This is a genomic window from Nocardia sp. 852002-20019_SCH5090214 (assembly GCF_001665865.1).
GTDB lineage: Bacteria > Actinomycetota > Actinomycetes > Mycobacteriales > Mycobacteriaceae > Nocardia > Nocardia nova.
The window spans coordinates 218,033-244,481 of sequence record NZ_LZMK01000393.1 but is presented as its reverse complement, the minus strand read 5'-3'; the positions used below and the strand labels follow the sequence as shown (position 1 = coordinate 244,481).

21 protein-coding genes are annotated in these 26,449 nt (G+C 68.4%); 10 read left to right on the top strand and 11 right to left on the bottom strand.

From position 1 onward, the window contains the following. Positions 1 to 77 precede the first annotated feature (77 nt). From purH to sucC, 6 genes are all read right to left on the bottom strand, one after another. Positions 78 to 1,667 carry a bifunctional phosphoribosylaminoimidazolecarboxamide formyltransferase/IMP cyclohydrolase gene (purH, locus tag A5780_RS32855; RefSeq protein ID WP_064910997.1) on the bottom strand — a complete coding sequence of 530 codons (1,590 nt, stop codon included), beginning with the start codon at positions 1,665 to 1,667 and terminating at the stop codon, positions 78 to 80. Then, positions 1,660 to 2,304: a phosphoribosylglycinamide formyltransferase gene (purN, locus tag A5780_RS32850; RefSeq protein WP_197521937.1), complete on the bottom strand. Its 645-nt coding sequence runs from the start codon at positions 2,302 to 2,304 to the stop codon at positions 1,660 to 1,662. The genes purH and purN overlap by 8 nt, the downstream gene beginning before the upstream one ends. Before the next feature lie 65 nt (positions 2,305 to 2,369). After that, positions 2,370 to 4,133 carry a DUF6350 family protein gene (locus A5780_RS32845; protein ID WP_064910995.1) on the bottom strand — a complete coding sequence of 588 codons (1,764 nt, stop codon included), beginning with the start codon at positions 4,131 to 4,133 and terminating at the stop codon, positions 2,370 to 2,372. 156 nt (positions 4,134 to 4,289) lie between these two features. Next, on the bottom strand, positions 4,290 to 5,432 hold the full coding sequence (locus tag A5780_RS42900; RefSeq protein ID WP_304528428.1) for a DUF5336 domain-containing protein: 1,143 nt from the start codon (positions 5,430 to 5,432) through the stop codon (positions 4,290 to 4,292). A 346-nt stretch (positions 5,433 to 5,778) separates the two neighbouring features. Further along, positions 5,779 to 6,693 (bottom strand): succinate--CoA ligase subunit alpha, encoded by a 915-nt coding sequence (sucD, locus tag A5780_RS32835; protein ID WP_030515078.1) that lies wholly within the window; start codon positions 6,691 to 6,693, stop codon positions 5,779 to 5,781. A gap of 14 nt (positions 6,694 to 6,707) precedes the next feature. Further along, positions 6,708 to 7,874, bottom strand: a complete 1,167-nt coding sequence (gene sucC, locus A5780_RS32830; protein ID WP_063014245.1) for an ADP-forming succinate--CoA ligase subunit beta — start codon at positions 7,872 to 7,874, stop codon at positions 6,708 to 6,710. 633 nt (positions 7,875 to 8,507) lie between these two features. On the opposite strand from sucC, the gene A5780_RS43300 reads away from it, so the two are divergent. After that, positions 8,508 to 9,800 (top strand): M23 family metallopeptidase, encoded by a 1,293-nt coding sequence (locus A5780_RS43300; protein ID WP_063014243.1) that lies wholly within the window; start codon positions 8,508 to 8,510, stop codon positions 9,798 to 9,800. A 26-nt stretch (positions 9,801 to 9,826) separates the two neighbouring features. Further along, positions 9,827 to 10,354 carry a GNAT family N-acetyltransferase gene (locus A5780_RS32820; protein ID WP_064901640.1) on the top strand — a complete coding sequence of 176 codons (528 nt, stop codon included), beginning with the start codon at positions 9,827 to 9,829 and terminating at the stop codon, positions 10,352 to 10,354. A 24-nt stretch (positions 10,355 to 10,378) separates the two neighbouring features. Here A5780_RS32820 and pcrA read toward each other — a convergent pair whose 3' ends face one another. Beyond that, on the bottom strand, positions 10,379 to 12,928 hold the full coding sequence (pcrA, locus tag A5780_RS32815) for a DNA helicase PcrA (RefSeq protein ID WP_064910993.1): 2,550 nt from the start codon (positions 12,926 to 12,928) through the stop codon (positions 10,379 to 10,381). A gap of 326 nt (positions 12,929 to 13,254) precedes the next feature. On the opposite strand from pcrA, the gene A5780_RS32810 reads away from it, so the two are divergent. Continuing rightward, a complete protein-coding gene (locus tag A5780_RS32810) occupies positions 13,255 to 13,563 on the top strand; it encodes a chorismate mutase (protein ID WP_036505489.1) in 309 nt (102 codons plus the stop codon). Between the two features lie 169 nt (positions 13,564 to 13,732). Here the strand turns inward: A5780_RS32810 and A5780_RS32805 are convergent, their stop codons facing one another. Beyond that, the gene (locus tag A5780_RS32805; protein WP_064910992.1) at positions 13,733 to 15,184 is read right to left on the bottom strand and encodes an NAD-dependent succinate-semialdehyde dehydrogenase; all 1,452 of its coding nucleotides are present in this window, start codon (positions 15,182 to 15,184) and stop codon (positions 13,733 to 13,735) included. A 124-nt stretch (positions 15,185 to 15,308) separates the two neighbouring features. Here A5780_RS32805 and pgi point away from each other — a divergent pair, with 124 nt between their 5' ends. The 3 genes from pgi (at position 15,309) to A5780_RS32790 (ending at position 18,377) form a co-directional block, all read left to right on the top strand. Next, the gene (gene pgi, locus A5780_RS32800; protein WP_030515071.1) at positions 15,309 to 16,961 is read left to right on the top strand and encodes a glucose-6-phosphate isomerase; all 1,653 of its coding nucleotides are present in this window, start codon (positions 15,309 to 15,311) and stop codon (positions 16,959 to 16,961) included. A gap of 105 nt (positions 16,962 to 17,066) precedes the next feature. After that, on the top strand, positions 17,067 to 17,492 hold the full coding sequence (locus A5780_RS32795) for a hypothetical protein (protein WP_063014237.1): 426 nt from the start codon (positions 17,067 to 17,069) through the stop codon (positions 17,490 to 17,492). Between the two features lie 114 nt (positions 17,493 to 17,606). Beyond that, positions 17,607 to 18,377 carry a metalloregulator ArsR/SmtB family transcription factor gene (locus A5780_RS32790; protein ID WP_197521936.1) on the top strand — a complete coding sequence of 257 codons (771 nt, stop codon included), beginning with the start codon at positions 17,607 to 17,609 and terminating at the stop codon, positions 18,375 to 18,377. A gap of 36 nt (positions 18,378 to 18,413) precedes the next feature. Here A5780_RS32790 and A5780_RS32785 read toward each other — a convergent pair whose 3' ends face one another. Beyond that, positions 18,414 to 20,033 (bottom strand): acyl-CoA dehydrogenase family protein, encoded by a 1,620-nt coding sequence (locus A5780_RS32785; protein WP_063014232.1) that lies wholly within the window; start codon positions 20,031 to 20,033, stop codon positions 18,414 to 18,416. Between the two features lie 10 nt (positions 20,034 to 20,043). Continuing rightward, positions 20,044 to 20,640, bottom strand: a complete 597-nt coding sequence (locus A5780_RS32780) for a TetR/AcrR family transcriptional regulator (RefSeq protein ID WP_063014230.1) — start codon at positions 20,638 to 20,640, stop codon at positions 20,044 to 20,046. 53 nt (positions 20,641 to 20,693) lie between these two features. On the opposite strand from A5780_RS32780, the gene A5780_RS32775 reads away from it, so the two are divergent. Both A5780_RS32775 and A5780_RS32770 read left to right on the top strand, forming a co-directional pair. Then, on the top strand, positions 20,694 to 21,467 hold the full coding sequence (locus A5780_RS32775; RefSeq protein ID WP_036524266.1) for a crotonase/enoyl-CoA hydratase family protein: 774 nt from the start codon (positions 20,694 to 20,696) through the stop codon (positions 21,465 to 21,467). 6 nt (positions 21,468 to 21,473) lie between these two features. Then, entirely contained in the window at positions 21,474 to 22,700 is a 1,227-nt protein-coding gene (locus A5780_RS32770) for a hypothetical protein (protein WP_064910990.1), read from the top strand. Here A5780_RS32770 and A5780_RS32765 read toward each other — a convergent pair. Beyond that, positions 22,687 to 23,361, bottom strand: coding sequence for a pyridoxamine 5'-phosphate oxidase family protein (locus A5780_RS32765; protein ID WP_063014226.1), 675 nt, complete (start codon positions 23,359 to 23,361; stop codon positions 22,687 to 22,689). The genes A5780_RS32770 and A5780_RS32765 overlap by 14 nt on opposite strands. A gap of 121 nt (positions 23,362 to 23,482) precedes the next feature. Here A5780_RS32765 and A5780_RS32760 point away from each other — a divergent pair, with 121 nt between their 5' ends. After that, positions 23,483 to 24,889, top strand: coding sequence for a PLP-dependent aminotransferase family protein (locus tag A5780_RS32760; protein ID WP_227463084.1), 1,407 nt, complete (start codon positions 23,483 to 23,485; stop codon positions 24,887 to 24,889). Positions 24,890 to 25,058: 169 nt separating this feature from the next. Then, complete coding sequence (locus A5780_RS32755) at positions 25,059 to 26,444, top strand: hypothetical protein (RefSeq protein WP_156769735.1); 1,386 nt, start codon at positions 25,059 to 25,061, stop codon at positions 26,442 to 26,444. Positions 26,445 to 26,449 lie beyond the last annotated feature (5 nt).

Below are 26,449 nucleotides of genomic sequence, written 5' to 3'. Positions count from 1 at the left end.
GGTCAGCGAACGGCCCCGTCGAACGACGTCGCCGCCCGCCGGAGACTCCGGCGGGCGGCGACGTTCGTGTTCACCGATCAGTGCGCGAAGTGACGCGCCCCGGTGAGGTACATCGTGACTCCGGCCTCCCGGCAGGCATCGATGGTCAGCTGATCGCGCACCGAACCACCCGGCTGCACAATGGCTTTCACGCCCGCGGCGATCAGCTGCTGCGGACCGTCGGGGAACGGGAAGTAGGCGTCGGAGGCCGCCACCGACCCCTTGGCGCGGTCACCGGCGCGCAGCACCGCCAGATGGACGGCGTCGACCCGGTTGACCTGCCCCATGCCGACCCCGACCGAGGCGCCGTCGTGGGCCAGCAGAATCGCATTCGATTTCACGGCCCGGCATGCGCGCCAGGCGAATTCGAGGTCGGCGAGAGTTTCGGCATCGGCCGCCTCGCCGGTGGCGAGCGTCCAGTTGGCGGGGTCGTCACCGTCCGCGTCGACGATATCGGTCTGCTGCAGCAGCGCGCCGCCGCTGATCGGCCGCAGTTCGACGCCACCGCGCCGGGGCTCGTCGGCGATCAGGATGCGCACGTTCTTCTTGCGTTGCAGCACCTCCACCGCGCCGTCGGCGTAGCCCGGAGCCACGATGACCTCGGTGAAGATCTCGGCCACCTGTTCGGCCATCTCGACGGTGACCTCGCGGTTGGCCGCGATCACGCCGCCGAACGCACTCACCGGATCGCAGGCGTGCGCCTTGCGGTGCGCTTCGGCGATATCGGCACCGACCGCGATGCCGCACGGATTGGCGTGCTTCACGATGGCCACCGCGGGTTCGGCGTGGTCCCAGGCGGCCCGCCAGGCGGCATCGGCATCGGTGTAGTTGTTGTACGACATCTCCTTGCCGTGCACCTGCTTCGCCTGCGCCAGCCCGGCCGGGCCGGAGTCGTTGCGATACAGCGCCGCCGCCTGATGCGGATTCTCGCCGTAGCGCAGCACCGCGTCGCGGGTCCACACACCGCCCATCCAGGACGGGAACCGGCTGTCCGCGTCGGAGTCCGCGGAATCGTCGGCGGTCAGCACGTTGGTCATCCAGCTCGCGACCGCGACGTCGTAACTCGCGGTGTGCTGGAAAGCCTTGGCCGCCAGCGTGGTTCGCTCGGCGAGGGTGAAACCGCCACCGCGCACCGCCGCCAGCACGTCGTCGTAGTCACCGGTGTCGACCACGACCGCGACCGAGGGGTGGTTCTTCGCGGCCGCTCGCACCATCGACGGACCGCCGATATCGATCTGCTCGACGCATTCGTCGGGTGTGGCGCCACTGGCGACGGTCTGTGTGAACGGATACAGGTTCACCACCACCAGCTGGAATGCCTCGACGCCCAGCTCCACCAGCTGATCGAGGTGTTCCTGCTTGCGGGTGTCGGCGAGGATGCCGGCGTGCACGCGGGGATGCAGCGTCTTCACCCGGCCGTCGAGGGTTTCGGGGAAACCGGTGAGGTCTTCGACCTTGGTCACCGGAATTCCGGCATCGGCGATGCGGGCGGCGGTCGAACCGGTCGACACCAGCTCGACACCGGCCTCGTTCAGTCCGGTGGCCAGCTCGATGAGCCCGGTTTTGTCATAGACGCTCACCAACGCCCTGCGGATCGCCCTGCGTGCACTAACCGGGGCCTCACTCATCTGGAATTACTGCCTTTCGTCCGTCGCAGACAATGCCTCGCGTGGCGACGGCGGCGACGGTCTCCGCCAGCAGCCGACGCTCCACAACTTTGATGCGCTCGTGCAAACTCGCCTCGTCGTCGCCGGGCAGCACCGCGACCGGCTCCTGAGCGAGGATCGGTCCGGTGTCGACGCCCGCGTCGACCAGATGCACGGTCGAACCCGTCACCCGCACTCCGTATGCCAACGCGTCGCGCACCCCGTGCGCGCCCGGGAAGGCCGGCAGCAGCGCGGGATGGCTGTTGATGATCCGGCCCTCGAATCGCTCCAGGAATTTCGGGCCGAACAGGCGCATGAATCCCGCCGACACCACCAGGTCGGGGGCGTAGGCAGCAACCGCGTCGGTGAGCGCGATATCCCAGGCGGACCGATCGGGATGGTCGGCGGGGGCGACACGGAAAGCCGGAATGCCGGCCCGCACCGCATGGTCGGTCGCCGCGCAGATCCGGTCCACGCCCACGGCGGCGATGCGCGCCGGGTAGTCCGGGCGCTCGGTGGCCGTGATCAGCGATTGCAGCAGCGATCCCGTGCCCGAGGCGAGTACGACAAGGGTCGCAGGCGCGGTCGGAGGGACCAGCTGGGCGGGCGGGGTGGTCAGCGCTCTACTCCCTGTGCGTCGGGGCTGCCGGAGGGCGGCGAACCCGAGGTCCGCCGGGTTAGAGCCTAACGACCGCCCCTGCCGGGACTCTCCGGCAGGTCACCCTCTACCACTTCGGCGTCGACGATGTCGGAGTTCCCGGCGTCGAATTCGTCGTCCGGATCGGCGTGCGCGGGCGCGAGATCGTCGTCGAGCAGTTCGCCGTCGACCTCCACCACCTCGACGGAGCCGGTGCGGCGGTAAGCCGGTCGTGGATAGTCGTCCTCGACGGCGATACCGTCGACATCGTCCTCGAATTCGTATTCGACATAGCGCGGGTCGTCGTACAGCTGGTCGATGTAGCCCGGCTCGGCGCGGTCGTCGTAGTCGTCGTCACGGTCGAAGTCCGGGTCGTAGCCGTGATCCCGGTGCTCGTGGTCGTACCCGCCCCTGTCGTACTCGTCTCCGTCGTTCTCGTCTCCGTCGTTCTCGTCAATGTCGTACTCGTCTCGCGAGTAGTCGGTGGGCAGGTACCGGCCGCGGTGGCCGGAACGCCCGCCGAACCCCGGCTCGACCACAGCGGGCGGAATTCCGAGAATCCTTCTCCCACACAGCAATCCGAGATATCCGGCCACGGTCAGCCAGGCGAAGGTCAATCCCGCGGTGACCAGCACGCCGGGACCGATCTCGCCGAACGACCCGACCGCGCCGCCCGCCGGAAGTCCCAGCAGCACCATGGCGAGCGCCGCGAGCGCCGCCGAGAACACCGTCGCCCACGGACTGCGCACCTCGTCGGCGGAGTCGCGCGCGCAGTCCAGCCCGCCGCGTATGCCGACCGCCGCCGGAACCAGCAGCAACACGGGCCACCAGGCGGCCGCGGGCCCGCTCGGCACCGCCGCGAGTACCGGCAGCGCGGGCACCGGCGCCCCGGCGACCGAGAAGACGCTCAGCGCCCCGGCGCCGATGTGCACGTCCGCACCGATCAGAACGCTGGTCGCCGCGATCACGACGTTCGGCAGATAGGCCAGCGACAGCACGGTCAACCCGACGACACCCGCGAAATTCCCTGCGGCAGCATAGGTATCGCCGATCACCGACCAGTGCAGCACGAACGACACCAGCGTGAGGATCGCCCCGCCGAGCAGCAGCCGCCACAGCGCCTGCGCCGCCGCCCGCGCCCCGGCGAAAACCCAGTCCGGCAGATAAGAGGCGATCCGGTCGCGTAGCGCATTGGGCCTGGTCGCGATCCCGGTGGCCGCCGCGAGCAGATGTAAACCCCCCACACAGCAGAAGGCGGTGAGCGTATCGGGCGACTGCAGGGGCACGGCCGTCGCGGCGTCCTCGGCCACGGCCAGGCAGACGGCGGTGACCAGCAGCGGGCCCGCGAGCGCGGCGCCGACGATCCAGCCCAGATCGGCCCGCGAGGAGCGCGGCGAGACGGCATGCGCGCAGTCGCGCATGGTCAGCCACAACACCACCGCGGTCGGCAGCAGCGGCAGCAGGCCGAGTGAGGTCTTGCCGACCACGACCGGGACCTGATGCACGGCCAGCCATCCGGCCGCGATCGCGCCGGACGCGCCGGTCATACCGCTGCCCGCGGCCATCAGCGTGACCAGCACGATCGCCACGATGGCGACCACGGTGAAACTCGACGCGCGGGCCGCGATGATGAGCAGCACCTTGGCCCGCTCGGGACTCAGTGAGAGGAATACCGGATCCTCGGGTCCGTCCGCGCCCGGGCCGTGACCGCTCCGCTGCTGCGGCGCATCGCCGTGCGAGTGAGCCTGCGCCGGTCTCGCGCCGGCCCGCTGTTCGCGAAGGTCGGCCCATCGGACCAGTGCGGACTTCATAGAACTACCTCGCGGGATCCTGGTTGACTCGTCCGGGTTGACTCGCCGAAGCACGACACCACCACCGACATGTCAGGGTGTCAGCTGGAAACGGATCGGCGAGTCAGGCGCGCCGTGAAGAGCGCCTGACTCGCCGATCGTCGCGTCGGAGCGGATCTACTTCTGGTCGTCCTCGGGACGGAAGGCCTTGGTGGCGTCGGCGGCCGGGTTGCCGGTCTGCTCGCCGCCGAACGGCTGGGCGCCGGGCTGACCGGTCTGCCCCGCCTGGCCCTGCTGGCCCTGCTGACCGAAGTTCAGCGAACCGTACTGCTGGCCGGGCTGCTGGCCCGCGGCGCCGAAGTGCTGGGTCGCGGCCTCGTCACCACCGGTCTGCGGGCGCTGACCGTAGGGCGACTGGGCACCCTGCTGGCCGTAACCCTGCTGGCCCGGCTGACCGTAGGGCTGCTGTCCGGGCTGGCCGTACGGCGAGGGCTGCTGGCCGTACTGCCCCTGGGCGTACTGCTGGCCGTACTGCCCGTAGCCGGCCTGCTGCTGACCTGCCTGCTGCTGGGCCTGACTCTGCGCCTGGCCGTACTGCTGGCCGTACTGGCCGTAAGCGGCCTGCTGGCCGGCCTGGGCCTGACCGTAGGACTGCTGCTGGGCCGGCTGGCTCTGGCCGTAGGAGGACTGCTGGCCGTAGGCGCTCGACCCGCCGGCGCCGGGAGCGGCGGCCGCTGGCTTGGCCTCGGGCGCGGAGAGGATACCGGTCTCGAACAGCAGCGCGACCACGGCGGCGGCGAGCTGCACGAGCGCCAGGAAGACCAGGACCCAGGCGGTGCCCGCGGTCTTGTACAGCGTCGGCGTCACGAACGCCTGGAACAGGACGCCGAGGAAGCCGGCCGCCGAAGCCGCCGCGACCACCCCGTTCTTGGCTTCCTGCTTGGGCAGCAAGGCGATACCGGCCACGAGACCCGCGAACAGCAGCAGCAACAGCGGGGCCGTGCCGCCCTCCTGGAACAGGCTCATGCCCTTGTCGGGCTCCTTGGAGCTGTTCATCGCGCCCTCGTCGAAGGTCGAGAAATCGAGGAAGCCCAGGAAGAAGTTGATTACGCCCAGCGCGGCGATTCCGACGGTCAGGTAGAACGTCAGACCCTTGCCGCTCAACGCCGAAAGCCCCGAGCCGCCGCCGGTACTACCTGTCGGCTGCTGGCCGAGGCTCGGGGCGGACGAGGGTGTGGGCCCGGGCGTCTGATTGGGCGCGTTGTACCCGGATCCCCCGGTCGGGTAGGACATGTGGTCGTCTCCTATCGAGTCCTTCATCGGCTTTCAGGCTGAATGCCCTTGACGCTACTGCACTCGAGCGCGCCGGTCACGGCCACGACGCCACTGGCGGCAAGCTCGAGAATTCACTATGAACCGCATACCCGTCTCGATCGTGTTGTCACCGAAGACGATCGGAGGTATCGGATGGACGTTTCGGAAATGTTCTGCACGGTGGTGCGGACGCTGGGCCTGTGCCACCTGCTCCCGGCACCCTGAACGACGGTTGTTCCCTGCCCACGACAACCGCTGCCGACCTGCCCACTGCCCGGCAGCACGTCGTTCACCTGCCGAGATGAAAGAAGGCCGCCTTGTCGCAACAAGGCGGCCTTCGCAGTACCTGCGATCAGGCGGTGATCGAGGCCTTCTCCAGGATCTCGCGCGCCAGGGCGGCGGTCTCGGACGGGGTCTTGCCGACCTTCACGCCCGCGGCCTCGAGGGCCTCCTTCTTCGCGGCCGCGGTACCCGAGGAACCGGACACGATGGCGCCGGCGTGGCCCATGGTCTTGCCCTCCGGCGCGGTGAAGCCCGCGACGTAGCCGACGACCGGCTTGGTCACGTTCTCCTTGATGTAGGCCGCGGCCCGCTCCTCGGCGTCGCCGCCGATCTCGCCGATCATGACGATGAGCTTGGTCTCCGGGTCCTTCTCGAACGCCTCGATGGCGTCGATGTGGGTGGTGCCGATGACCGGGTCGCCACCGATGCCGATGGAGGTCGAGAAGCCGAAGTCACGCAGCTCGTACATCATCTGGTAGGTCAGGGTGCCCGACTTCGACACCAGGCCGATCGGACCCTTACCGGTGATGTTGGCCGGGGTGATGCCCACCAGCGACTCGCCCGGGGTGATGATGCCGGGGCAGTTGGGGCCGATGATCCGGGTCTTGTTGCCCTTCTCCACGTTGTAGGCCCACGCGTAGGCGGTGTCCTGCACCGGGATGCCCTCGGTGATGACCACCAGCAGCGGGATCTCCGCGTCGATGGCCTCGATGATGGCGTCCTTGGCGAACTTCGGCGGCACGAAGGCGATCGACACGTCGGCGCCGGTCTCCTTGATGGCCTCGGCGACGGTGCCGAACACCGGCAGCTCGACGGCCGAGCCGTCCTTGGCGGTGTGCGAGACGGTGGTGCCGGCCTTACGGGCGTTGACGCCACCGACGACCTGGGTGCCCGCCTTCAGCATCAGCGCGGTGTGCTTGGTGCCCTCACCGCCGGTGATGCCCTGGACGATGACCTTGGAGTCCTTGTTCAGGAAGATAGACATTTCTCGTTCGTCCTTTACTTGGCCGCAGCCAGTTCAGCGGCCTTGTCGGCGCCTTCGTCCATGGTCTGGGCGAGGGTGACCAGCGGGTGGTTGGCATCGACGAGGATCTTGCGACCCTCCTCGACCTTGTTGCCGTCGAGGCGGACGACCAGCGGCTTGTTCGCCTCCGACCCCAGGATCTCCAGGGCCTTGACGATGCCGTTGGCCACCGCGTCACACGCGGTGATGCCGCCGAACACGTTCACGAACACGCTCTTGACCTGCGCGTCGTTGAGGATCACGTCGAGACCGTTGGCCATCACCTCGGCCGAGGCGCCACCACCGATGTCGAGGAAGTTGGCCGGCTTCACGCCGTCGTGCTTCTCACCGGCGTAGGCGACGACGTCCAGGGTCGACATGACCAGGCCGGCACCGTTGCCGATGATGCCGACCTCACCGTCGAGCTTGACGTAGTTGAGGTCGTTCTCCTTGGCCTTGAGCTCCAGCGGATCGGTGGCGTCACGATCGGCGAACTCGGCGTGGTCGGGGTGGCGGAAGTCGGCGTTCTCGTCCAGGGTGACCTTGCCGTCCAGCGCCAGGATCTCGTTCTCCGGCGTGCGGACCAGCGGGTTCACCTCGACCAGGGTCGCGTCTTCGGCGACGAAGACCTCCCACAGCTTCTGAATGGTCACCGCGGCGGCGTCCAGCACGTCGGCGGGCAGGTGGCCCTGCTCGGCGATGGAGCGCGCGAAGGCCAGGTCCACACCCTTGACGGCGTCGACCGGCACCTTGGCCAGGCGGTCGGGCTTGGTGGCGGCGACCTCTTCGATCTCCATACCGCCCTCGACCGAGCACATGGCCAGGTAGGTGCGGTTGGCGCGATCGAGCAGGAAGGAGATGTAGTACTCCTCCGCGATGTCCTTGGCCTCGGCGACCAGGATCTTCTTGGTCACGTGGCCCTTGATGTCCAGGCCCAGGATGTTGGAGGCGTGGGTGAAGGCGTCGTCCGGGGTGGCGGCGTACTTCACACCACCGGCCTTACCGCGGCCACCGACCTTGACCTGCGACTTGATCATCACAGGCTTGCCGATTTCGGTCGCGATGGCACGGGCGTCCTCGGCCGAGTCCGTGACGCGGCCCTCCGACGAAGGCACTCCGTGCTTCACGAAGAGTTCCTTCGCCTGATATTCGAAGAGATCCATGTACTCACCGTCTCGTCTGCGTTGTTGTGACAACGACTTTGTTGGCGGCCCGTCGTCGGAAGCGGGTCGAGTCGGACTCTAATCAGTTCGATGTCGCCGAAATCAGCCGCATACAGCCTAAGTGGCGCAGGTCACGAGCGGGCATCCGCCCGGGCAAAACCGCTGGCCAAGGCTACTGGCGAGTAGCTTGCTGACACGCCGCCAGGTAGGGCGGACGATGGTCCGAATTGCCACATTGGCTACTACATAGTGTAGTTGCCTGTTCTCACTCGCGTGCCCAGCGGGATGTGAGATATTCCGAGAGTCAGACGTGATCAATCTCACAAGTACCCCCTTATCGAGCGGAGCGCTTGCCCACCTGCAATCGTTTCGTTACCGTCGATGCGGTCGATGTCACAGCCAGATCACAGGCGTGACGGGAATACTCGTCACTCGGTCGGAAGACCCAGCTGGTAGAACACCTGGTACAAGACATCGGCGAACCCACCCGGATGAGGCCGCGTACACCGCACCGATCAGGAGGACGGCAGGCTTGTTGCAGCACAGTGCTCCGCAGGTAGCGAGCCGTTGTACCGGCGCAGCGCGTCCCGCGTCATCCGGCTCCCCCGCGTTATCCGGTCTCGGAGTCCGCCGATGAGTCACGGTCGCCTACAACCCGGGCATCGGCCGCAGTCCGCTCGCCGTTACCGCGCCGACGGTGAATCCCTCGACCAGCATCCATACTTCGGTGGTAACCAATCCTTCGGCGGTTACACCGGTACCCGTTCCGAGGAGCCCGCGGCCGCGCCCGTGCGCAGTATGCCGGGGCGTGCCGACAGCTGGATGCCGTCCGGTGGCGCGGCCGTCGTCGGTCTCACCGCGACCACCGCACACTCGACCGAGAACACCTGGGGCGCAACCGGTTCGGACGATTCCGGGCAGTGGCAGCCGTGGGGCGCCCAGGCCCGGCCCGACGGTGACTGGACCGCCGATCCGCAGTGGCCGCGGACCGATGAATGGGCCGCCGCCGATCCCGGTTACGACGACAGCCGGGGCGTGCACTACCCCGAGGACGAGGCCGACTACGAGGCCGCCGACGGCTACGACGAGCCCGCCGGCAACGAACCGTTCAACCTGGCCCGGCTGCGCAGCCCCTGGAAGCGTGACGGCGCCGAGGCCGAAGAGGCCGGCGCCACCGCGGAGGGCCCGAAGCGGTTCAGCGGCGCACACCGGGTGCCGACCCCACCGGCCGCGCTCAAGGGCCGTGCCGCCGTGGTGGCGGTCGCCGCCGGCGCGGTGGTCGCCGCCGGACAGGCCGGAATGGAGTCCGGCAGCCAGCACCACAATGCGACCGCCGACTACGACGCCGCCGGTCAGGTTCACGAGATCGCGGCCCAGGCGGTCAGCACCCAGGCGGGTAATCCGCAATCGCCGCAGGTTCTCAATGTCGCGCCGGTCGCGGATCTCAGTCAGTTCCAGGACATCCTGCAGCACGGTCAGGAATTCGCCGCCGGACTCGCGGCCCAGGAATCGGCGAAACTGCGCCCCCTGTTTTCCAAATTCGCCAACGGCACCTTCACCTCCGGCTTCGGTAGCCGCTGGGGTGTGCAGCACCTGGGTGTCGACATCGCCGCCCCGATCGGTACCCCGATCTACGCGGTCGAGGACGGCGAGGTGATCAGCGCCGGCCCGGCCTCCGGTTTCGGCATGTGGGTCCGCCTGCGGCACGCCGACGGCACCATCACGGTCTACGGCCACGTCGACACCGCCACCGTCTCGGAGGGCCAACACGTGCTGGCCGGCGACCAGATCGCCACCGTCGGCAACCGCGGCTTCTCCACCGGCCCGCACTGCCATTTCGAGGTGTGGCTCAACGGCCAGGACAAGATCGACCCGCTCCCCTGGCTCGCCTCCCGCGGCATCTCCCTCGGCCCCGAACGCGACTAGGTTCGGGCGGCGGTCACTCCGGCGTCATGATCGAAATCAGGGTGGTCGGCGCTGAGGACTGGCGCATCTGGCGCCGAGTTCGGCTGGCAGCACTGGCGGGGGCACCGCGGGCGTACCGGACCCGGCTGGCGGAATGGCAGGGCGACGGCGATCGCGAGCACCGCTGGCGCGCGCGGTTGGATATCCCGGGAGCCCGCGATCTGCTGGCGTTGCACCACGGCGAACCGGTGGGAATAACCAGCGGGGTGCCCGGGCCGGAAGATACTGCGGCCAGGGTGATTTCGATGTGGGTCGACCCGTCCGCGCGGGGTTTGGGCGTCGGCGATCTGCTGCTGACGACTGTCGAGCGCTGGGCTGCCGAATGCGGCTACACCACGCTCCGGCTCGGTGTCTTCGCCGACAACGAGCCCGCCATCGCGCTGTACCGCCGTAACGGATTCGAATTCGAGACCGGGCCCGGCGAAGACGCCGAACGGTTCCAGCGCACCGATCTCGACTCGGACGACCGCGTGGAACTCGTCATGGTCAAGGCCGTGGTCCCGGCGCGCCGCTGAGCGCGAGCCCGCCGGAACCGCCGCTCAGAGCTTGACCAGGGTCCGGCTGTACTGCGGGATGAGGCGGATCTTGCCGGCGGTGCCGAAGTCGATGGTGACCGTGGCGAGGGCGCCGAAGCCCTCGGCGGCGACCACTCGGCCGAGGCCGTACTTGTCGTCGCTGACGCGGTCACCCACCGCGAGGACGAGGCCGGAGTTGTTGTGTTTGGCCGCGGGCCGGGCGGGACTGCGGTCGCGCAGGCCGGGGCGCTGCTGGGACCAGCCGTCGCCGCGGGTCCAATCGCGTTCCAGGCCGTCGTCCTCGCCGCGGCGGCGGAAGCCACGTCCGCCCGAAGGCGGAGTCGGCTCCAGACGCTGCCAATCCATCAGATGGCCCGGAATCTCCTGCAGGAAGCGGGACTCCGGATTCGACACCGCCTGTCCCCACCCGGACCGCACCACCGCACGGGACAGGTAGAGCCGTTTCCGGGCGCGGGTGATGCCGACGTAGGCCAGGCGGCGTTCCTCGGCCAGTTCGGCCGGATCGCCCAGCGCGCGCATATGCGGGAACTGTCCGTCCTCCCAGCCCGTCACGAACACCACCGGGAACTCCAGTCCCTTCGCGGTATGCAGGGTCATCAGGGTGACCACGCCGGAGCCCTCGTCCGGGATCTGATCGGTATCGGCCACCAGCGAGACCCGTTCCAGGAACGCCGCGAGAGAACCGGGGTCCGGCTCGCCGTCGGCCGCCTCGGGCAGCAGGCCCTCCTCACGGGCGGCCTCCACATTGTTGCGCGCCTCGGAACTGAATTCCCTTGCCACGCTGACCAATTCGTTCAGGTTGTCCAGCCGGGCGCCGTCCTGCGGATCGTCGGAGGCCTCCAGTTCGGCGCGGTAGCCGGTCTTGTCCAGCACCGCCTCGACGACATTGCCCACATCCGGGAATTCGGTGTCCCCGGTAACGCCCGCGGCGCGGATCTCGTCGAGCAGATCGAGGAAGCCGGCGATCGCACGCTGCGCGCGGGTGTTCAGCAGGGCCACCTTGCCGTCGGCGGCGTCGCGCAGCGCGGCCGCGAAGCCGATATCGCGCTGTTCGGCGTGCACCGCCACGCAGGCCTCGGCGCGGTCACCGATCCCCCGGCGCGGCGTGTTGAGGATGCGACGCAGGCTCACCGCATCGTCGGGGTTCTCCAGCACACGCAGGTAGGCGACCACATCGCGGACCTCCTTGCGCTCGTAGAACCGGACTCCGCCGACCACCTTGTAGGGCAGGCCCATGCGGATGAAGATCTCTTCCAGCGCGCGCGAATTGTTGTTGGTGCGATAGAACACCGCGACATCGCCGTAGTTGTAGTCGCCCTGTTCGACCAGCCGGTCGATCTCGCGCGCGACGAACGACGCCTCGTCGTGTTCGTTGTCGGCGACGTAGCCGACGATCAGATCACCCTCGCCGGAATCGGTCCACAACTTCTTGTCGCGCCGATTCTCGTTGCGGGAGATGAGCGCATTGGCCGCCGAGAGAATGTGCTGGGTGGACCGGTAGTTCTGTTCCAGCAGAATCGTTTCCGCGTCCGGGAAATCGCGCTCGAATTCCTCGATATTGCGGATGGTCGCCCCGCGGAACGCGTAGATGGACTGGTCGGCGTCACCGACCACGCACAGTTCGCTGGGCGGCACCACATCGTCGCGGCGCGCCGGTGTGAATTCCGGATCTGCGGCCTCGGCACCCGCGTCGGCGTCGTCGAGTTCGCCGGCCGGCGGTCGCACATGATGGCCGACCAGCTCACGCACCAGTACGTACTGGGCGTGGTTGGTGTCCTGGTACTCGTCGACCAGCACATGCCGGAAGCGACGGCGGTAGTACTCGGCGACCTGCGGGTGGCTCTGCAGAAGCGCGACCGTCTCGCCGATCAGATCGTCGAAGTCGAAGGCATTGGCCGCGCGTAGCCGCCGCTGGTATTCGGTGTAGACGCGGGCGACGATGCCGGGCAGTTCGGTCTCGTCGGATTCCGCGTCCGCCGTGGCCGTTTCGGGGTCGATGAGCTCGTTCTTGAGATTGGAGATCGCGGTCGCGAGCAGTCGCGGCGAATACTTCTTCGGATCCAGATTCTGGTCGCGAATGATCATCGCCAGCAGGCGGCGCGAGTCGTCGGCGTCGTAGATGGAGAAGTTCGAGTTCAACGCGCCGGGCAGCAGGTTCGCCTGCATGCGCAGGATGCGCACGCAGGAGGAGTGGAAGGTGGACACCCACATGGCCGCGGCACGCGGACCGACCAGGTCGGTCACTCGCTCGCGCATCTCCGCGGCGGCTTTGTTGGTGAACGTGATGGCGAGGATCTGCCCGGGCGTGACGCCGCGTTCGGCCAGCAGATAGGCGATGCGCCGGGTGAGGACCGCGGTCTTCCCGGAGCCGGCGCCGGCCACGATCAGCAGTGGCGAACCCGCGTGCACGACCGCCGCCCGCTGCTGCGGATTCAAGCCCTCGAGCAGGCGCTGCGCCTGCCCCTCGGCCTGCGCGGACCCGACCGCGCCTCGCGTTGCCGCCGTACTCACCGTTGCCGTCCCCGCCGCTGTTCCCGCCACCGTCGTCTCCATCGTCCATCCACGCTACCGGCGGCCACCGACATGCTGTAGTCCGGCGCGATCTCAGCGCATTCTCGACCGCGATCTCAACGCATTCTCAACGACGAGAACTTTGCCTCACTTGCCCCACGTGGCAGACTGGCCACATGACCAGCGCGCTCACGACCTCTGCTGTTCAGGCGTACGAAGGTATTCGTGGTCGCCGATTCCGCACGTGAGCGCACACTCGACGGGGGACAATTCAAGGCCGAACAGGTCTGTTTCACGGTGGAGGAACTAGATCGGTAACGGGGCAGGGCCGCACGCCGATCGAAGTTCTGACACGAGGAGAAGAAAGTATGAGCACCTCTACTGAGCCGATTGATCAGCCCGCGACCGGTTCCGATGCGACGTTGCCGAGTAGCGAGGCGGAGATCGAGAAGCTCCGCAAGGAGATCGATCGCCTCGACGCCGAGATTCTCGCGGCCATCAAGCGGCGCACCGAGGTCTCGCGCATCATCGGCCGCACCCGTATGGCCAACGGTGGCCCGCGCCTGGTGCACTCTCGCGAGATGAAGGTGCTGGAGCGCTTCAGCGAACTGGGCCAGGAAGGTCACACGCTGGCCATGCTGCTGCTCCGCTTGGGCCGCGGCCGCCTCGGCCACTGATCTACAGCCGCCTCGGCCACTGATCTACAGCCGCCTCGGCCACTGACCGGACTGCCGAACAGGCAGCCCTCGAGACCACGCGGCGATCGTCTCGACGAACTCCGCGACCCCAGGCCGCCCCGGGTGCCGATCCCCCGGGGCGGCCGTTTCGTATCCGGGAACCGCCGGATCAGGGCAGGGCGATGTACTTCGTCGACAGATACTCCTCGATTCCCTCGAAGCCGCCCTCCCGGCCGAATCCGGAGGCCTTGACCCCGCCGAACGGCGCCGCCGGATCGGAGATGACGCCGCGGTTGATGCCGACCATTCCGCTCTCCAGCCCCTCCGCGATGCGCAGCGCACGATCCAGATCGCGGGTGTACACGTAAGCGACCAGACCGAATTCGGTGTCGTTGGCGGCGGCGAGGCCCTCCTCCTCGGTATCGAATCCGACGATCGGCGCGACCGGGCCGAACACCTCCTCGCTGAGAATGCGGGCCTGCTCGGGTACCTCGCACAGCACGGTCGCCGGGTAGTAGTACCCGGCCCCGCCGGGCGCCTTACCACCGATGCGCACCTCGGCGCCGCGTTCGACCGCGTCCTCGACCAGTTCGCTGACGGTGTCGAGCTGGTCCTGGTTGATCAGCGGGCCGAGGGTGGTCGACGGGTCGTCACCCGGGCCGAGCTTGACCTCCTGCATGGCGGCGACGAGTTTGTCGGTGAACTCCGCGCGGACCGAGTTGTGCACGTGGAACCGGTTGGCGGCGGTACAGGCCTCGCCGCCGTTGCGCAGCTTCGCCAGCATCGCGCCCTGCACCGCGGCATCGATGTCGGCGTCGTCGAAGACCACGAACGGGGCGTTGCCGCCCAGCTCCATCGAGGTGCGCAGCAGGCCGTTGGCGGACTTCTCGACCAGTTTCTTGCCGACCCCGGTCGAGCCGGTGAAGGTGAGTTTGCGCAGCCGCGGATCGTTGATCAGCGGCTCGGTCACCGCGCCCGAGTGGCTGGAGGTGATCACCGACAACACACCGTCCGGCAGCCCAGCCTCACTGCACAGCTTCGCCAGCAGCAGCATGGTCAGCGGCGTGGCCGAGGCCGGCTTGACGATCATCGTGCAGCCGGCGGCCAGGGCCGGGCCGATCTTGCGGGTACCCATCGCGAGCGGGAAATTCCAGGGGGTGATGGCCAGGCACGGTCCGACCGGCTGCTTGTGGACCACGATGCGACCGGTGCCGGTGGGCGCGGTCTGGTAGCGGCCGTGCACCCGGACCGCCTCCTCGCTGAACCAGCGGAAGAATTCGGCGCCGTAGCGCACCTCGTTGCGGCTCTCCGGCAGCGCCTTACCCATTTCCAGGGTCATCAGCAGTGCGAAGTCCTCGGTACGCTCGACGATCCGCTCGTAGACCGCGCGCAGGATCTCACCGCGTTCGCGGGCCGGGGTCGCCGCCCAGCTGTCCTGAGCGGCCACGGCCGCGTCGAGGGCCCGCACGGCGTCCTCGGGCGTGGCGTCGGCGACGTGTGCGAGGGGCTCTCCGGTCGCCGGATTCTCGACCGCGAAGGTGGCGCCACCGGTGGCATCCACCGGCCCGCCGATCCAGAGTTGAGTGGGGACGGATTCGAGTAACTCGGTTTGCGACACCATGTGCTCAGGGTAGGCCGCGATGGACGCGGGCGCGGGCAACTGCCGGGTGGGCGGTGACCATCTGCGAGAGAGCCGGCGACATCACTCCCTGCGCATACGGGAACAGGTCTGTAATCTCGCGGGAGTGAGCAGCGACATCACCGCGACGGCGGCCTGGCGGAAACTGCACGATCACTATTCGGCCGTGGCCGACCGGCATCTGCGCGAATTCTTCGCCGAGGATCCGGACCGGGGACGCGAGCTGACCGTCGAGGTCGGCGATCTCCACATCGACTACAGCAAGCACCGCATCACGCGCGAAACCCTGGATCTGCTGCTCGATCTGGCGGAGACGGCGGGTGTGGCGCGGCGCCGCGACGCGATGTTCGCGGGCGAGCACATCAACACCTCCGAGGACCGCGCGGTGGGACATGTGGCACTGCGCCTGCCGGCCGGCGCGTCGATGATGATCGACGGCGCCGACGCGGGTGCGCAGGTGCACGAAGTCCTGCGCCGGATGGGCGATTTCACCGATGCGGTGCGGTCGGGACAGTGGCGCGGCGCCGGCGGTGAACGCATTTCCACGGTGGTGAACATCGGCATCGGCGGCTCGGATCTGGGTCCCGCCATGCTGTATCAAGCGTTGCGGCACTACGCGGATGCCGGGATCTCGGCACGATTCGTCTCCAATATCGATCCGGCGGATCTGACCGCGAAACTCGACGGCCTCGATCCGGCGCGCACTCTCTTCGTCGTTGCCTCCAAGACGTTTTCGACGCTGGAGACGCTCACCAACGCCACCGCGGCGCGGCGCTGGCTGGTCGCGGCGCTCGGCGAGGACGCGGTCGCCAAACATTTCGTGGCGGTGTCCACCCACGCGCAGCGGGTGGCCGATTTCGGTATCGATACCGCGAATATGTTCGAGTTCTGGGATTGGGTCGGCGGCCGTTATTCGGTGGATTCCGCGATCGGGCTGTCGATGATGGCGGTAATCGGGAAGGAGCGGTTCGCCGAATTCCTGGCCGGAATGCACAGTGTCGACGAACATTTCGTCTCCGCGCCGCCGGAGCGCAATGCGCCGATCCTGCTCGGCCTGCTCGGGGTCTGGTACTCGAATTTCTTCGGTGCCCAGTCGCGCGCGGTGCTGCCGTACTCCAACGATCTGGCGCGCTTCCCGGCCTATCTGCAGCAGCTGACCATGGAGTCGAACGGCAAATCGGTACGGCTGGACGGCAGTCCGGTGACGACCTCGACCGGCGAGATCTTCTGGGGTGAGCCCGGAACGAACGGGCAGCACGCCTTCTACCAGCTGCTGCATCAGGGCACCCGGCTGGTGCCGGCCGATTTCATCGGATTCGCCCGTCCCACCGACGATCTCGCGACGCGCGACGGCTCCGGCAGCATGCACGACATTCTGATGAGCAATCTGTTCGCGCAGACGAAGGTGCTGGCCTTCGGGCGCACGGCGGCGGAGATCGAGGCCGAGGACGGCGGAACTCCGGGGTTCGATCCGGCCCTGGTGCCGCATCGCGTGATGCCCGGTAACCGCCCCTCCACCACGATCCTGGCCCCGCAACTCACCCCGTCGGTCGTCGGGCAGTTGATCGCGCTCTACGAACATCAGGTCTTCGTCGAGGGCACCATCTGGGGAATCGACAGTTTCGACCAGTGGGGCGTGGAGCTGGGCAAACAGCAGGCGCTCGCCCTGGAGCCGCTGCTCACCTCCGCGGAAGATCCGGCACCGCAATCGGATTCGTCGACCGATGCGCTGATTCGGTGGTATCGCGGCCACCGCTGACCCACCACCACGGAAAATACCCCGCCCGGATGCGTAATTGATCTCATGCCGGGAATGTGAGCAGGGCACTGCCATGGCCCGATGCCCCGTTGTAACGTCCGGAATATGACCTCGGTTGCACAACATCTGCTGTGGTTCCTGCCGATGCTGTGGCTCGGCATGGTGCTGGCCATCTCCTTCCTGGAGGCGCCGCTGAAGTTCCGCGCGCCGGGAGTGACGCTCGCCCTCGGGCTGGGTATAGGTCGGCTGGTGTTCAAGGCGCTCAACATCACCGAGGCCGTCTTGGCGGTGCTGTTGCTGATTTCGGCAGCCGTAGTAGGCCCGAGCGGGGCGACCTGGGGATGGCTGATCGGCGCGGCGGTCGTGCTGGCGATACAGGTGGTGGCGGTCCGGCCGCCGCTGACCCGGCGTTCGAATCGGGTCCTGGCCGGTGAGGACGGACCGCGCTCGACGGCGCACTACTGGTACATCGGGCTCGAGCTGCTGAAGGTGGTCGCGCTGATCGGCCTGGCCATCGCCGCCGCGCCCTGACATCGGTAACGCCCAACGGCGCCGTATCTTCGCCTGCTTGCTCACCCGACCCGTTGACTTATGCAGGTAAATGCCTGCATAATTTTCCCCGTGCAACCCGAACCGGATTTGGACGTGGTCTTCAAGGCATTGGCCGACCCGACGCGGCGGCTGGTGCTGGATCGGCTTCGCGCGCAGAACGGGCAGACTCTGCGCGAACTGTGCGAGCGGGTGGAGATGGCGCGCCAGTCACTGACGCAGCATCTCGACATCCTGGTGCGAGCGGGACTGGTCACAGTGCTGCGACGCGGGCGGGAACGGGTGCACTACATCAATCCGGCACCTATCCACGACATCGAACAACGATGGATCTCCGTCTTCGACAGGCCGCGACTGGATGCGATCCGGGCCATCAAAAACCAGGCTGAGGAGTACGCCATGAGCACCACCGTGCCCAACTACGTCTACGTCACCTATATCCGTGCCAGCGCCGACCAGGTGTGGAAGGCACTGACCGACGCCGATCTCACCGCTCGATACTGGGGACACGCGAATGTGTCGGACTGGCAACCGGGTTCGAGCTGGGAACACCGTCGCGTCGACGGCTCGGGGGCCGTCGACGTCGTCGGCGAGGTGATCGAATCGGATCCGCCGCACCGCCTCGTGGTGACCTTCGAGGATATGCCCGACGCCGACCGCTCGCCGTCGCTGGTCACCTTCCTCGTCGAACCGCACCGCGATATCGTCCGGCTCACCGTCACGCACGAGAATCTGCCGAATCAGGAGATGCTGCAAGGCATTTCGAGCGGCTGGCCAGCCGTGCTGGCCAACCTCAAGTCTCTGCTCGAGACCGGCGACGTACTGCCGCAGGCCCCGTGGGAGATGTCGAGCGAACCGGTGGGCTGAGCCGGATCGGGCGAATCCGGATCAGCCGAATTCGGATCAGACGAAGGCGCGCTGCAGGATCGCCTCGGTATCCACTCCCACCGGGAGGGTGCCGAAGGCGATTCCCCAGTCGCCACCGAATCGGCTGGCGCAGAAGGCATCCGCCACGGCGGCATGGCCGTGGCGCACCAGCTGCGCGCCCTGCAACACCAACGCCATCAGTTCGATCACCCGCCGGGCGCGGAACTCGATATCACTGAGGTCGGTGAGCTCCTTGCCGATCCGGTCGATCGCGTCGTCGAGGTGGTGGTTGGCGCCGCGGGCCAGCGAGACCTCGTTGAAGTAGGCCTCGACCGTCTCTGGCTGCCGGCCCATGGCGCGCAGGGCGTCCAACGCCGCCACATTGCCCGAGCCCTCCCAGATCGACATCAGCGGCGCCTCCCGATAGAGCCGCGGCATACCGGATTCCTCGACATAGCCGTTGCCGCCGAAGCATTCCAGCGCCTCGGCCGCGTGTGCGGGGGCACGCTTGCAGACCCAATACTTGGTCACCGCCAATGCGATTCGACGCAGCGCCGCCTCGGCGGGATCGGTCGCGGCGCGGTCGGTGGCACCGGCCAGCCGCAGCATCACCGTCGTCGCGGCATCGGATTCGATGACCAAGTCGGCCAGCACATTGCGCATGGCGGGCTGGTCGACGAGCTTGGCGCCGAACGCTTCCCGATGCCGGGCGTGGTGAGCGGCGTAGACCACGCCGGTGCGCATGCCGGTCGCGGAGCCGATCACACAGTCGAGACGGGTCATGTTCACCATCTCGATGATGGTCTTCACACCCGCGCCCTCGGCGCCGACCAGCCAGCCTGTCGCGTTCTCGTACTCGATTTCCGAGGACGCGTTGGACTTGTTGCCCAGCTTGTCCTTCAGGCGCTGCAGCCGCAGCGCGTTACGGGTGCCGTCGGGCAGCACGCGCGGCAGCAGGAAGCAGGACAGGCCGCCGGGCGCTTGCGCCAGCGTCAGGAACATATCCGACATCGGCGCGGAGGTGAACCACTTGTGCCCGACGATGCGATAGGTACCGTCGGATTGCGGTGTGGCCGTGGTGGTGTTGGCCCGCACGTCGGAGCCGCCCTGCTTCTCCGTCATCGACATCCCGGCGATCAGACCGGCCTTCGTCGAGGGCTCACGCAGGCCGAAATCGTAGGTGCGCGAACCGAGTAGCGGCTCGAAGCGAGCGGCCAGTTCGGGATTGTGGCGCAGTGCCGGAACCGCGGCGTAGGTCATGGAGATGGGACACATGTGTCCGGCATCGGCGACGCCCCAGGTGTAGAACTTCGCGGCGCGGGCGACGTGCGCGCCGGGCCGATCGTCGAGCCAGGGGCTGCCGTGCAGGCCGTGCCGTACGGCGACGTCCATCAGGTTGTGCCAGTAGGGGTGGAACTCCACCTCGTCCACCCGATTGCCGTAGCGGTCGTGGGTGTGCAGCACCGGCGGGTACTCGTTGGCCAGCCGGCCCCACTCCTGCGCCTCGAAACTTCCTGCCAGCGCGCCCAGTTCGCGCACCTCGGCTTCGGCCCAGCCCGCACCCTCACGGTGCAGGCCTTCGATCAGGGCCGGGTTGCGGGAGAAGTCGAACGGGGTGATCGGCGGGACCTGGTTGAACACTTCGTGGGTGGCCATATGAGTTCTCCTATTCGTGCGCGCCGAGCGCGCGCAGCGCGAAGGCGACGAGTTCGGGCACCACGGATTCGCTCTGCAGCTGCTCGGCCAACGGTCCGACCAGCACCTCACCGATGGCGCCGACCAGGGCGGTGGCGGTGGTGCGCGGGTCCTGGGGCGGCAGTTGCCCGGCGCCGACACCGTCGGCGATCGCGGACTCGAAGGTTTCGGCGAAGGCCCTGCGGAAGCGCAGGCGTTCGGTATCGACGCTCGCGTCCACGGGTTCGGCGAGCAGGACGTAGGCGAGTTTGGGATTCTTCAGCGCGCGCCCGGCGAAGGTCTCCACCGCGGCGGTGACGCGCTCGACGACGCCGCCCTCCGCCCCGGCCTGTGCGACCGCGGCGACCTCGCGCGTGACGACGTCCCGGAACACCGCGGTGACCAACTCGGCCTTCCCGCTGAAACTCTTGTAGACGGTTCCCGTGGCGACTCCGGCCTCCGCCGCGACGGTGGCCATCGACAGCCCGCCGAAGCCCTGCTCCGAGAGCACCTTCATGGCCGCGTGCACGATCGCGCGCGACTGTGCGTCCAGTCGCGCCTGCACGGCGGGGGTTCTGCGGTACGCCACGCAAGAAGTGAATCACAAATTCATTTCTTGACGCAAGGGCCGGGGCGGGCCGTATGGTCGAATTCGTGAGCGTACGAATCGAGCGCAGCGGGCCGGTCTTCACGGTGATCCTGGATCGCCCCGAGGCACGCAATGCCGTCGACGGACCGACCGCACAGGCGCTGGCCGCCGCGTTCCGCGAATTCGATGCCGACGACACCGCGGCGGTCGCGGTGCTCTGGGGCGCGGGCGGTACCTTCTGCGCCGGGGCGGATCTGAAATCGCTGGGCACCGAGAAGTCCAACCGGGCGGCCGAGGACGGCGACGGCCCCATGGGCCCCACCCGCATGACGCTGTCCAAGCCGGTGATCGCCGCCGTCTCCGGCTATGCCGTAGCCGGCGGGCTGGAACTGGCGCTGTGGTGCGATATGCGGATCGCCGAGCAGGACAGCACATTCGGTGTGTTCTGCCGCCGCTGGGGCGTCCCGCTGATCGACGGTGGCACGGTGCGCTTACCGCGCATCGTCGGCGCGGGCCGGGCGATGGACATGATCCTCACCGGCCGAGCTGTCGCCGCACCCGAGGCTTTGCAGATCGGGCTGGTCAACCGGGTCGTCGGCCCCGGTGAATCCCGTTCCGCCGCAGAGCGACTCGCGGCGGAGCTGGCCGCACTGCCGCAGACCTGCCTGCGTTCGGACCGGATGTCGGCGCTGGAGCAGTGGGGGCTGGACGAATCGGAGGCGATGGCCCGCGAGTTCCGCTACGGCTTCACCGCGCTGGCCGACGGTGCGCTCGAGGGCGCGCAGCGGTTCGCCGGCGGAGCGGGCCGCCACGGATCGTCGGCCTGAACGGCGATGGGCCGGCTCAGCGTAGTCGACGAGATCTTTCTGCGCGCCCATCGCGGTCTCGGCACTCCCAGTGCGCTGCAGGGATTGTGGCGCACCGCCGACCCGATCGACAGGCGGCTGCTGGAACAGATCCACGCCGCCCTGCGCGTCGGCCCCCTCGGCCGCCGCGTCGTCCGCCCCCGAGTTCCGGGTGCGCGGCCGTACTGGCGGCGCAACGACGGCGCCCATCCGTTGCGCATCGCCGGCGGCGGTATCGCCGCCGCCGACCTGCTGAGCTGGGCCGACGAACAGGGCTACGATCTGGATCCGGAATTCGGGCCGGGGTGGCGGCTGTCCGCGGCGGCGCTGCGCGAGGGCGGTTCGGTGGTGGCACTGACGTGTTCGCATGCCCTCGCCGATGGACGCGGCCTGGCGCTGGCCGTCGACCACGCGCTGTCCGGCTCGCCGCTCACGGATTATGCGGCACCGCAGTCGGATTGGTCCGATGCGGCCAGGCAGTGGAGCACCGTGTTGTCCGGCAGTGCGCGCGCCCTGCGACACGGGGTGCCACGGGAACCCGGTGACGGAGCGTGCCGCAGCGCCGAGACGGCGACGACAACCGATGCGGTCCTGCAATTTCCGGCGGCGGACTGGGAGCTCGCCGCGGCGGGGCGGGGCGGAACGGCGAACAGCCTGTTCCTCCACGTCGTCGCGAAGATGCTGTGGGACAGCGGTTTTCCCGACTCGCCGATAACCGCCGCCGTTCCCGTCGATACCCGCGACGATCGCCGCGTCAACAACGACATGGCCATGACCGAAGTGGTGGTCGAGCGCACCGATACTCCCGCGACCCTGCGTGAGAAGTGCCGTGCCGCATACGAATACCGTATGTCCGGTCCCCCGGGCATGCCCGCGGAACTGCTGCAGGTGCTGCCCGCGCGCGTCGCGCACCGGCTCTCCCGGGGTGCGGGCGAACGTGACATTCTGTGCTCGAACATCGGCACCCTCCCGGCCTCGCTGGCACAGCTGGGCCCGCATCGCTGCACCGGCGTAGCCGCCCGGGCCATCCATCCCGGACTGCAACCGACGGCGCTCCCCCGCACCCGCCTCGCGGCCTACCTGTGCCGGATCGGGCACACGTACACCCTCGCTCTGGTGGGCCTGGATCAGGAGCGAATCGAATCCTCCGATGCGCTGGTCGATTTCGCACGGAAGGCGATCGAACGATTCGAGGTACCGGTCACCGCGTGGTGAGGATCCGCGTCGTCACGTGGTCCGGGACGGCGCCCGGGCGTACCAGGTCCGGCGCCGGGATCGGAGTGCCGAAGACCTGACGGACCGGGAGCAGGCCCGCCCAGGCGTCGCTGTTCAGGTCGGCGGGATCGTCGGAGGGATCGCCGGCGCGGATCTTCACCGAGGCCTCGGTGAGGTCGAGGGCCAGGACCAGGGTGGCCGCCAGCTCCTTCTTGTCGGGCGCGCGCACGGTATCCCAGGCGCCGGGGGCGGAATGGTCGACGATGACGCGCAACGCGCGTAGCCGCTCCTCGGGGTCGGTGACCTCGACCGGGCGCCCGTGGATCACGGCGGAGCGGTAATTCATCGAAAAGTGCATGGCCGCACGGGCGTACACGATCGCATCGACCAGACTCACCGCGACACAGATGTCCCCGGTGAGGGCGGCGCGCAGGTTGCCGGCGCCGGTGGATCCGTGCAGGTACAGCGTGTCCGCGCTGCGGCCGTAGACCGTCGGCAGCACGACGGGCGCGCCGTGCAGGGTCACCCCGATATGGCAGATCAGTCCGGCGTCGAGCACCTCGTCCAGGGCCGAGCGGTCGGTGGCGGCGCGGTCCCGATAGCGGGTGACGGTGCTGCGCGGGGTCGGCGAGAGCTTCGGGCGCGTGGGTGTTCCTGGCATATGACCAGGGTCTACGATCGGGTGGCATCATCATATGGCCAATCAGGAGCTATTTCGGAAGTCCACTTGTGCGGACGCCGCGCGATCGTCGCAGTGGGGCATTCGAGCCGAAGGGAGCATCGTGGAGGACCTCCCGCTGTCGATCGATCGCGATGCACCACGCCCGCTGTCGGTCCAGGTGGCCGACGAACTGCGCGCCGCGGCGACGGCCGGCCGGCTGCGAGGCGGCGAGCGACTCCCTTCGTCCCGCGCTCTGGCCGAACGCCTGGGCGTCAGCCGCACGGTGGTCACCGCCGCCTACGACCAATTACATGCCGAGGGCTGGATCTCGGGACGGCACGGCTCGGGCACCTACCTCACCGCCGCACCGGCATCGGTACCGGAACCCGTTGCGGCGAGCGCTCTTTCGGATGCCGTCGGCGAACTGCTCGACCTGGCCCCGGGCGCACCCTGCGTGGCGGCGATAGACCGCGCGGCCTGGCGTCGCGCCTGGCGCGCCGCGAGTGACCGGCTGCCGTCGGCGCGCAAGGACCGCGGCGGCGAACCGGATTACCTCGCCATGATCACCGAACATCTGCTCCGCCATCGCGGCCTCGCTCCCGGCAGCGACAGTGTCGTCCTCGCCACCTCCGGCACCAGTTCGGCGGTCGGCGAACTCGCCCACGCCGTGCTGCGCCGCGGCGACACCGTGGCCGTCGAAGATCCCGGCTACCTCCGCGCGGTCGGCGCCTTCCGCGCCGCGGGTATCGAGGTACTGCCGATACCGTTGGACGACAAGGGTATTCGAGTGGACAGAATTCCCGCCGGTGTGCGCGCCGTCTACTGCACCCCGGCCCATCAGTTCCCGCTCGGCGCCCGGATGCCCGCCGCCCGCCGCGTCGAACTGATCGACTTCGCCCGGCGTACCGGCGCGCTGATCATCGAGGACGACTACGACGGCGAATTGCGTTACGACAGTGCCCCTTTGCCATTGCTGGCGAGCCTCGACCCGAGTCGGGTCATCCATCTCGGCACCACCTCCAAAATCCTGTCCACCACGCTCGGCGTCGGCTGGCTCGTCGCCTCCCGGGCTGTCACGGACGCCGTGACGGCCCACCGGGAAAGCACCGGCACCTGTCCGGCTCCCGCCGGTCAGCTGGTGTTCGCCGAGCTCGCCCGGCACGGCGACCTGGCCCGTCATCTGCGCCGCCTGCGCCGTGAGATGCCGCCGCGCCGGGCACTCGTGGTTGCCGAACTTCGCGCCCGCGGGCTCGATGTCGTCGGCGACCATGCCGGATCCCATGTGCTCGTCCCGCTCGAATCCGCCGCGGTCGAGGAAGCCGCGATCGCCCACGCTCGTGATCGCGGGGTACGGCTCGACGGCCTCGCCCGCCATCACGCCGATCGACCGCACACCTTCGGCGCCCCGATCGGCTACGCGGCCCTACCCTCCGCCGAACTGCGCGCCGCGATCACCATCGCCGCCGAATGCCTCGCGGCCGCGTCATACGCCGGTCCGATGCGGCCCCCTTTTCACGGGTGGCAATAGCAGCTCGGTTGCGTGCTGGCCTCGGGGTACGAAATTCTCGAACCGAGTGCGACCCTGACGAGCGATAGATCGAGGCGGTTGTGGAAATTGCTTCTGCTCCTCCCGAGGTCGAGGTGCGCAGCTGCGAGCGTGGTCGCGTATCGACGGTTCGTGGATCGGGGAGTGTGTGGTGAGCGGTTCCGGGGGTGAGGATCTCGCGGACGTGGTGGACCGGATCACCGCCGGCTTGCGCGAGCTCGCGCCGCCGGAATGGCAGCGGCTGGAGGCATCGTTCGCGTTGACCGTTGTCACCGAATCGGCGTTGTTCGTGGTCGATGACGGGCACGGGCCGGTCAGGTGTCAGGTGTCGGATGAGGTGTGGGCGTCGGTGCGCCGGCACCGGCAGGTTTCGGCCGAGCTGGAGAGCGAGCCGTGGTGGCGGATGGTGGTGCGCGCCGACGCGGAGGACGTCGAGGTCGTCGTCGATCACGGGGCCGAGCCGTTTCCCGGTGAGCAACTGTTCGCACCACAGGCGTATCTGGCCGACCTGGAAAGGTATCCGCGCGGCCGGCTGCCGGTGTGGTTGGCGGCTTACATCGGGCGCGGCGAATCCCAGTCGAGGCCGCCGCGCGCCGCCTGGGACGGAATGCGGGCGGACCGGAGTGCGGGCGTGCGGGCGGTGCCGGTGACCGGCGAGTTGCCGGACCTGCGAACACTGTGGGCGCGGTGGGCGGTGCTGGCCTCGGCCTTCGTGGCGGCCGGCTCGGAACGGGGGCCACGGATCGGTCCATCCGTGGGCGTCTTCGAAAGTGCCGGACACAGCGGTTCGACGTTGACGCTGCTCCCCGGAGACCGGGCGGTGCTGTCGGGTGGAGTATGGGAGGCCCCCGCGTTGGACCTCGCCTACAACGGTGGTGGCGCAATGCCGAATGTGTTTGCGGGAGCACCTGATTGGGTGGCCGACCCGGTGCTCGATCCGCGGGTGATGACCGGCATGCTGTCGTTTTGCTACTGGTGGGAGAAGGGGCGGTGGTACCGGGGCGGATCCGCTCCGATGTCGGAATGCGCGGCGGCGATGCCCGCGGTGTGGACTGCCGACACGGTGGCGCGAGTGGTCGCCGACGTGGTGGAGCAGTCATCGCCGGATGCTGCCGAGTTGCTGGTGTCGGCGGCGCAGGCCGCCGCGGTGACACGCGAGGCGATCGTGCAGGCGGTCGGTGACGAGACCGAGGTCGACGTCGCCGGTGCGCTGTTCCAGTTCGCACTCGCGGATCTGACGGCCGGCGCGGTCGCGGGGATCAGCGAAGCGGAGGCGTTGAAACTGGTTCGCGATCACATCCGCGAGCGAGGGTACGACACCGCGGATTATCCTCCGTCGTCCCTGCGCGCCGACCGGATCAGCGTGGGCTGGATGGTGCGATCGCCGGTGCCGGACAACGACATCGCCCTGGACCGTGCGGTCTTCTATGTCGCCGACGACGGCGCCGTGGAGCGCTCGAGTTCGTCGGTGCCGCTGTCGGTTTTCGTGACCGACTTCGAGCGACGGTTCCGCCTGCGGGTCGGCGACCGGATGTGACGGCT

What these genes read in the sequence shown, in the direction of transcription:
- purH (WP_064910997.1), bottom strand. Translation starts at nt 1,667, where the DNA reads ATGAGTGAGGCCCCGGTTAGTGCACGCAGGGCGATCCGCAGGGCGTTG.
- A5780_RS32845 (WP_064910995.1), bottom strand. Translation starts at nt 4,133, where the DNA reads ATGAAGTCCGCACTGGTCCGATGGGCCGACCTTCGCGAACAGCGGGCC.
- A5780_RS42900 (WP_304528428.1), bottom strand. Translation starts at nt 5,432, where the DNA reads ATGAAGGACTCGATAGGAGACGACCACATGTCCTACCCGACCGGGGGA.
- sucD (WP_030515078.1), bottom strand. Translation starts at nt 6,693, where the DNA reads ATGTCTATCTTCCTGAACAAGGACTCCAAGGTCATCGTCCAGGGCATC.
- sucC (WP_063014245.1), bottom strand. Translation starts at nt 7,874, where the DNA reads ATGGATCTCTTCGAATATCAGGCGAAGGAACTCTTCGTGAAGCACGGA.
- A5780_RS43300 (WP_063014243.1), top strand. Translation starts at nt 8,508, where the DNA reads ATGAGTCACGGTCGCCTACAACCCGGGCATCGGCCGCAGTCCGCTCGC.
- A5780_RS32820 (WP_064901640.1), top strand. Translation starts at nt 9,827, where the DNA reads ATGATCGAAATCAGGGTGGTCGGCGCTGAGGACTGGCGCATCTGGCGC.
- pcrA (WP_064910993.1), bottom strand. Translation starts at nt 12,928, where the DNA reads ATGGAGACGACGGTGGCGGGAACAGCGGCGGGGACGGCAACGGTGAGT.
- A5780_RS32810 (WP_036505489.1), top strand. Translation starts at nt 13,255, where the DNA reads ATGAGCACCTCTACTGAGCCGATTGATCAGCCCGCGACCGGTTCCGAT.
- A5780_RS32805 (WP_064910992.1), bottom strand. Translation starts at nt 15,184, where the DNA reads ATGGTGTCGCAAACCGAGTTACTCGAATCCGTCCCCACTCAACTCTGG.
- A5780_RS32795 (WP_063014237.1), top strand. Translation starts at nt 17,067, where the DNA reads ATGACCTCGGTTGCACAACATCTGCTGTGGTTCCTGCCGATGCTGTGG.
- A5780_RS32785 (WP_063014232.1), bottom strand. Translation starts at nt 20,033, where the DNA reads ATGGCCACCCACGAAGTGTTCAACCAGGTCCCGCCGATCACCCCGTTC.
- A5780_RS32775 (WP_036524266.1), top strand. Translation starts at nt 20,694, where the DNA reads ATGGTCGAATTCGTGAGCGTACGAATCGAGCGCAGCGGGCCGGTCTTC.
- A5780_RS32770 (WP_064910990.1), top strand. Translation starts at nt 21,474, where the DNA reads ATGGGCCGGCTCAGCGTAGTCGACGAGATCTTTCTGCGCGCCCATCGC.
- A5780_RS32765 (WP_063014226.1), bottom strand. Translation starts at nt 23,361, where the DNA reads ATGCCAGGAACACCCACGCGCCCGAAGCTCTCGCCGACCCCGCGCAGC.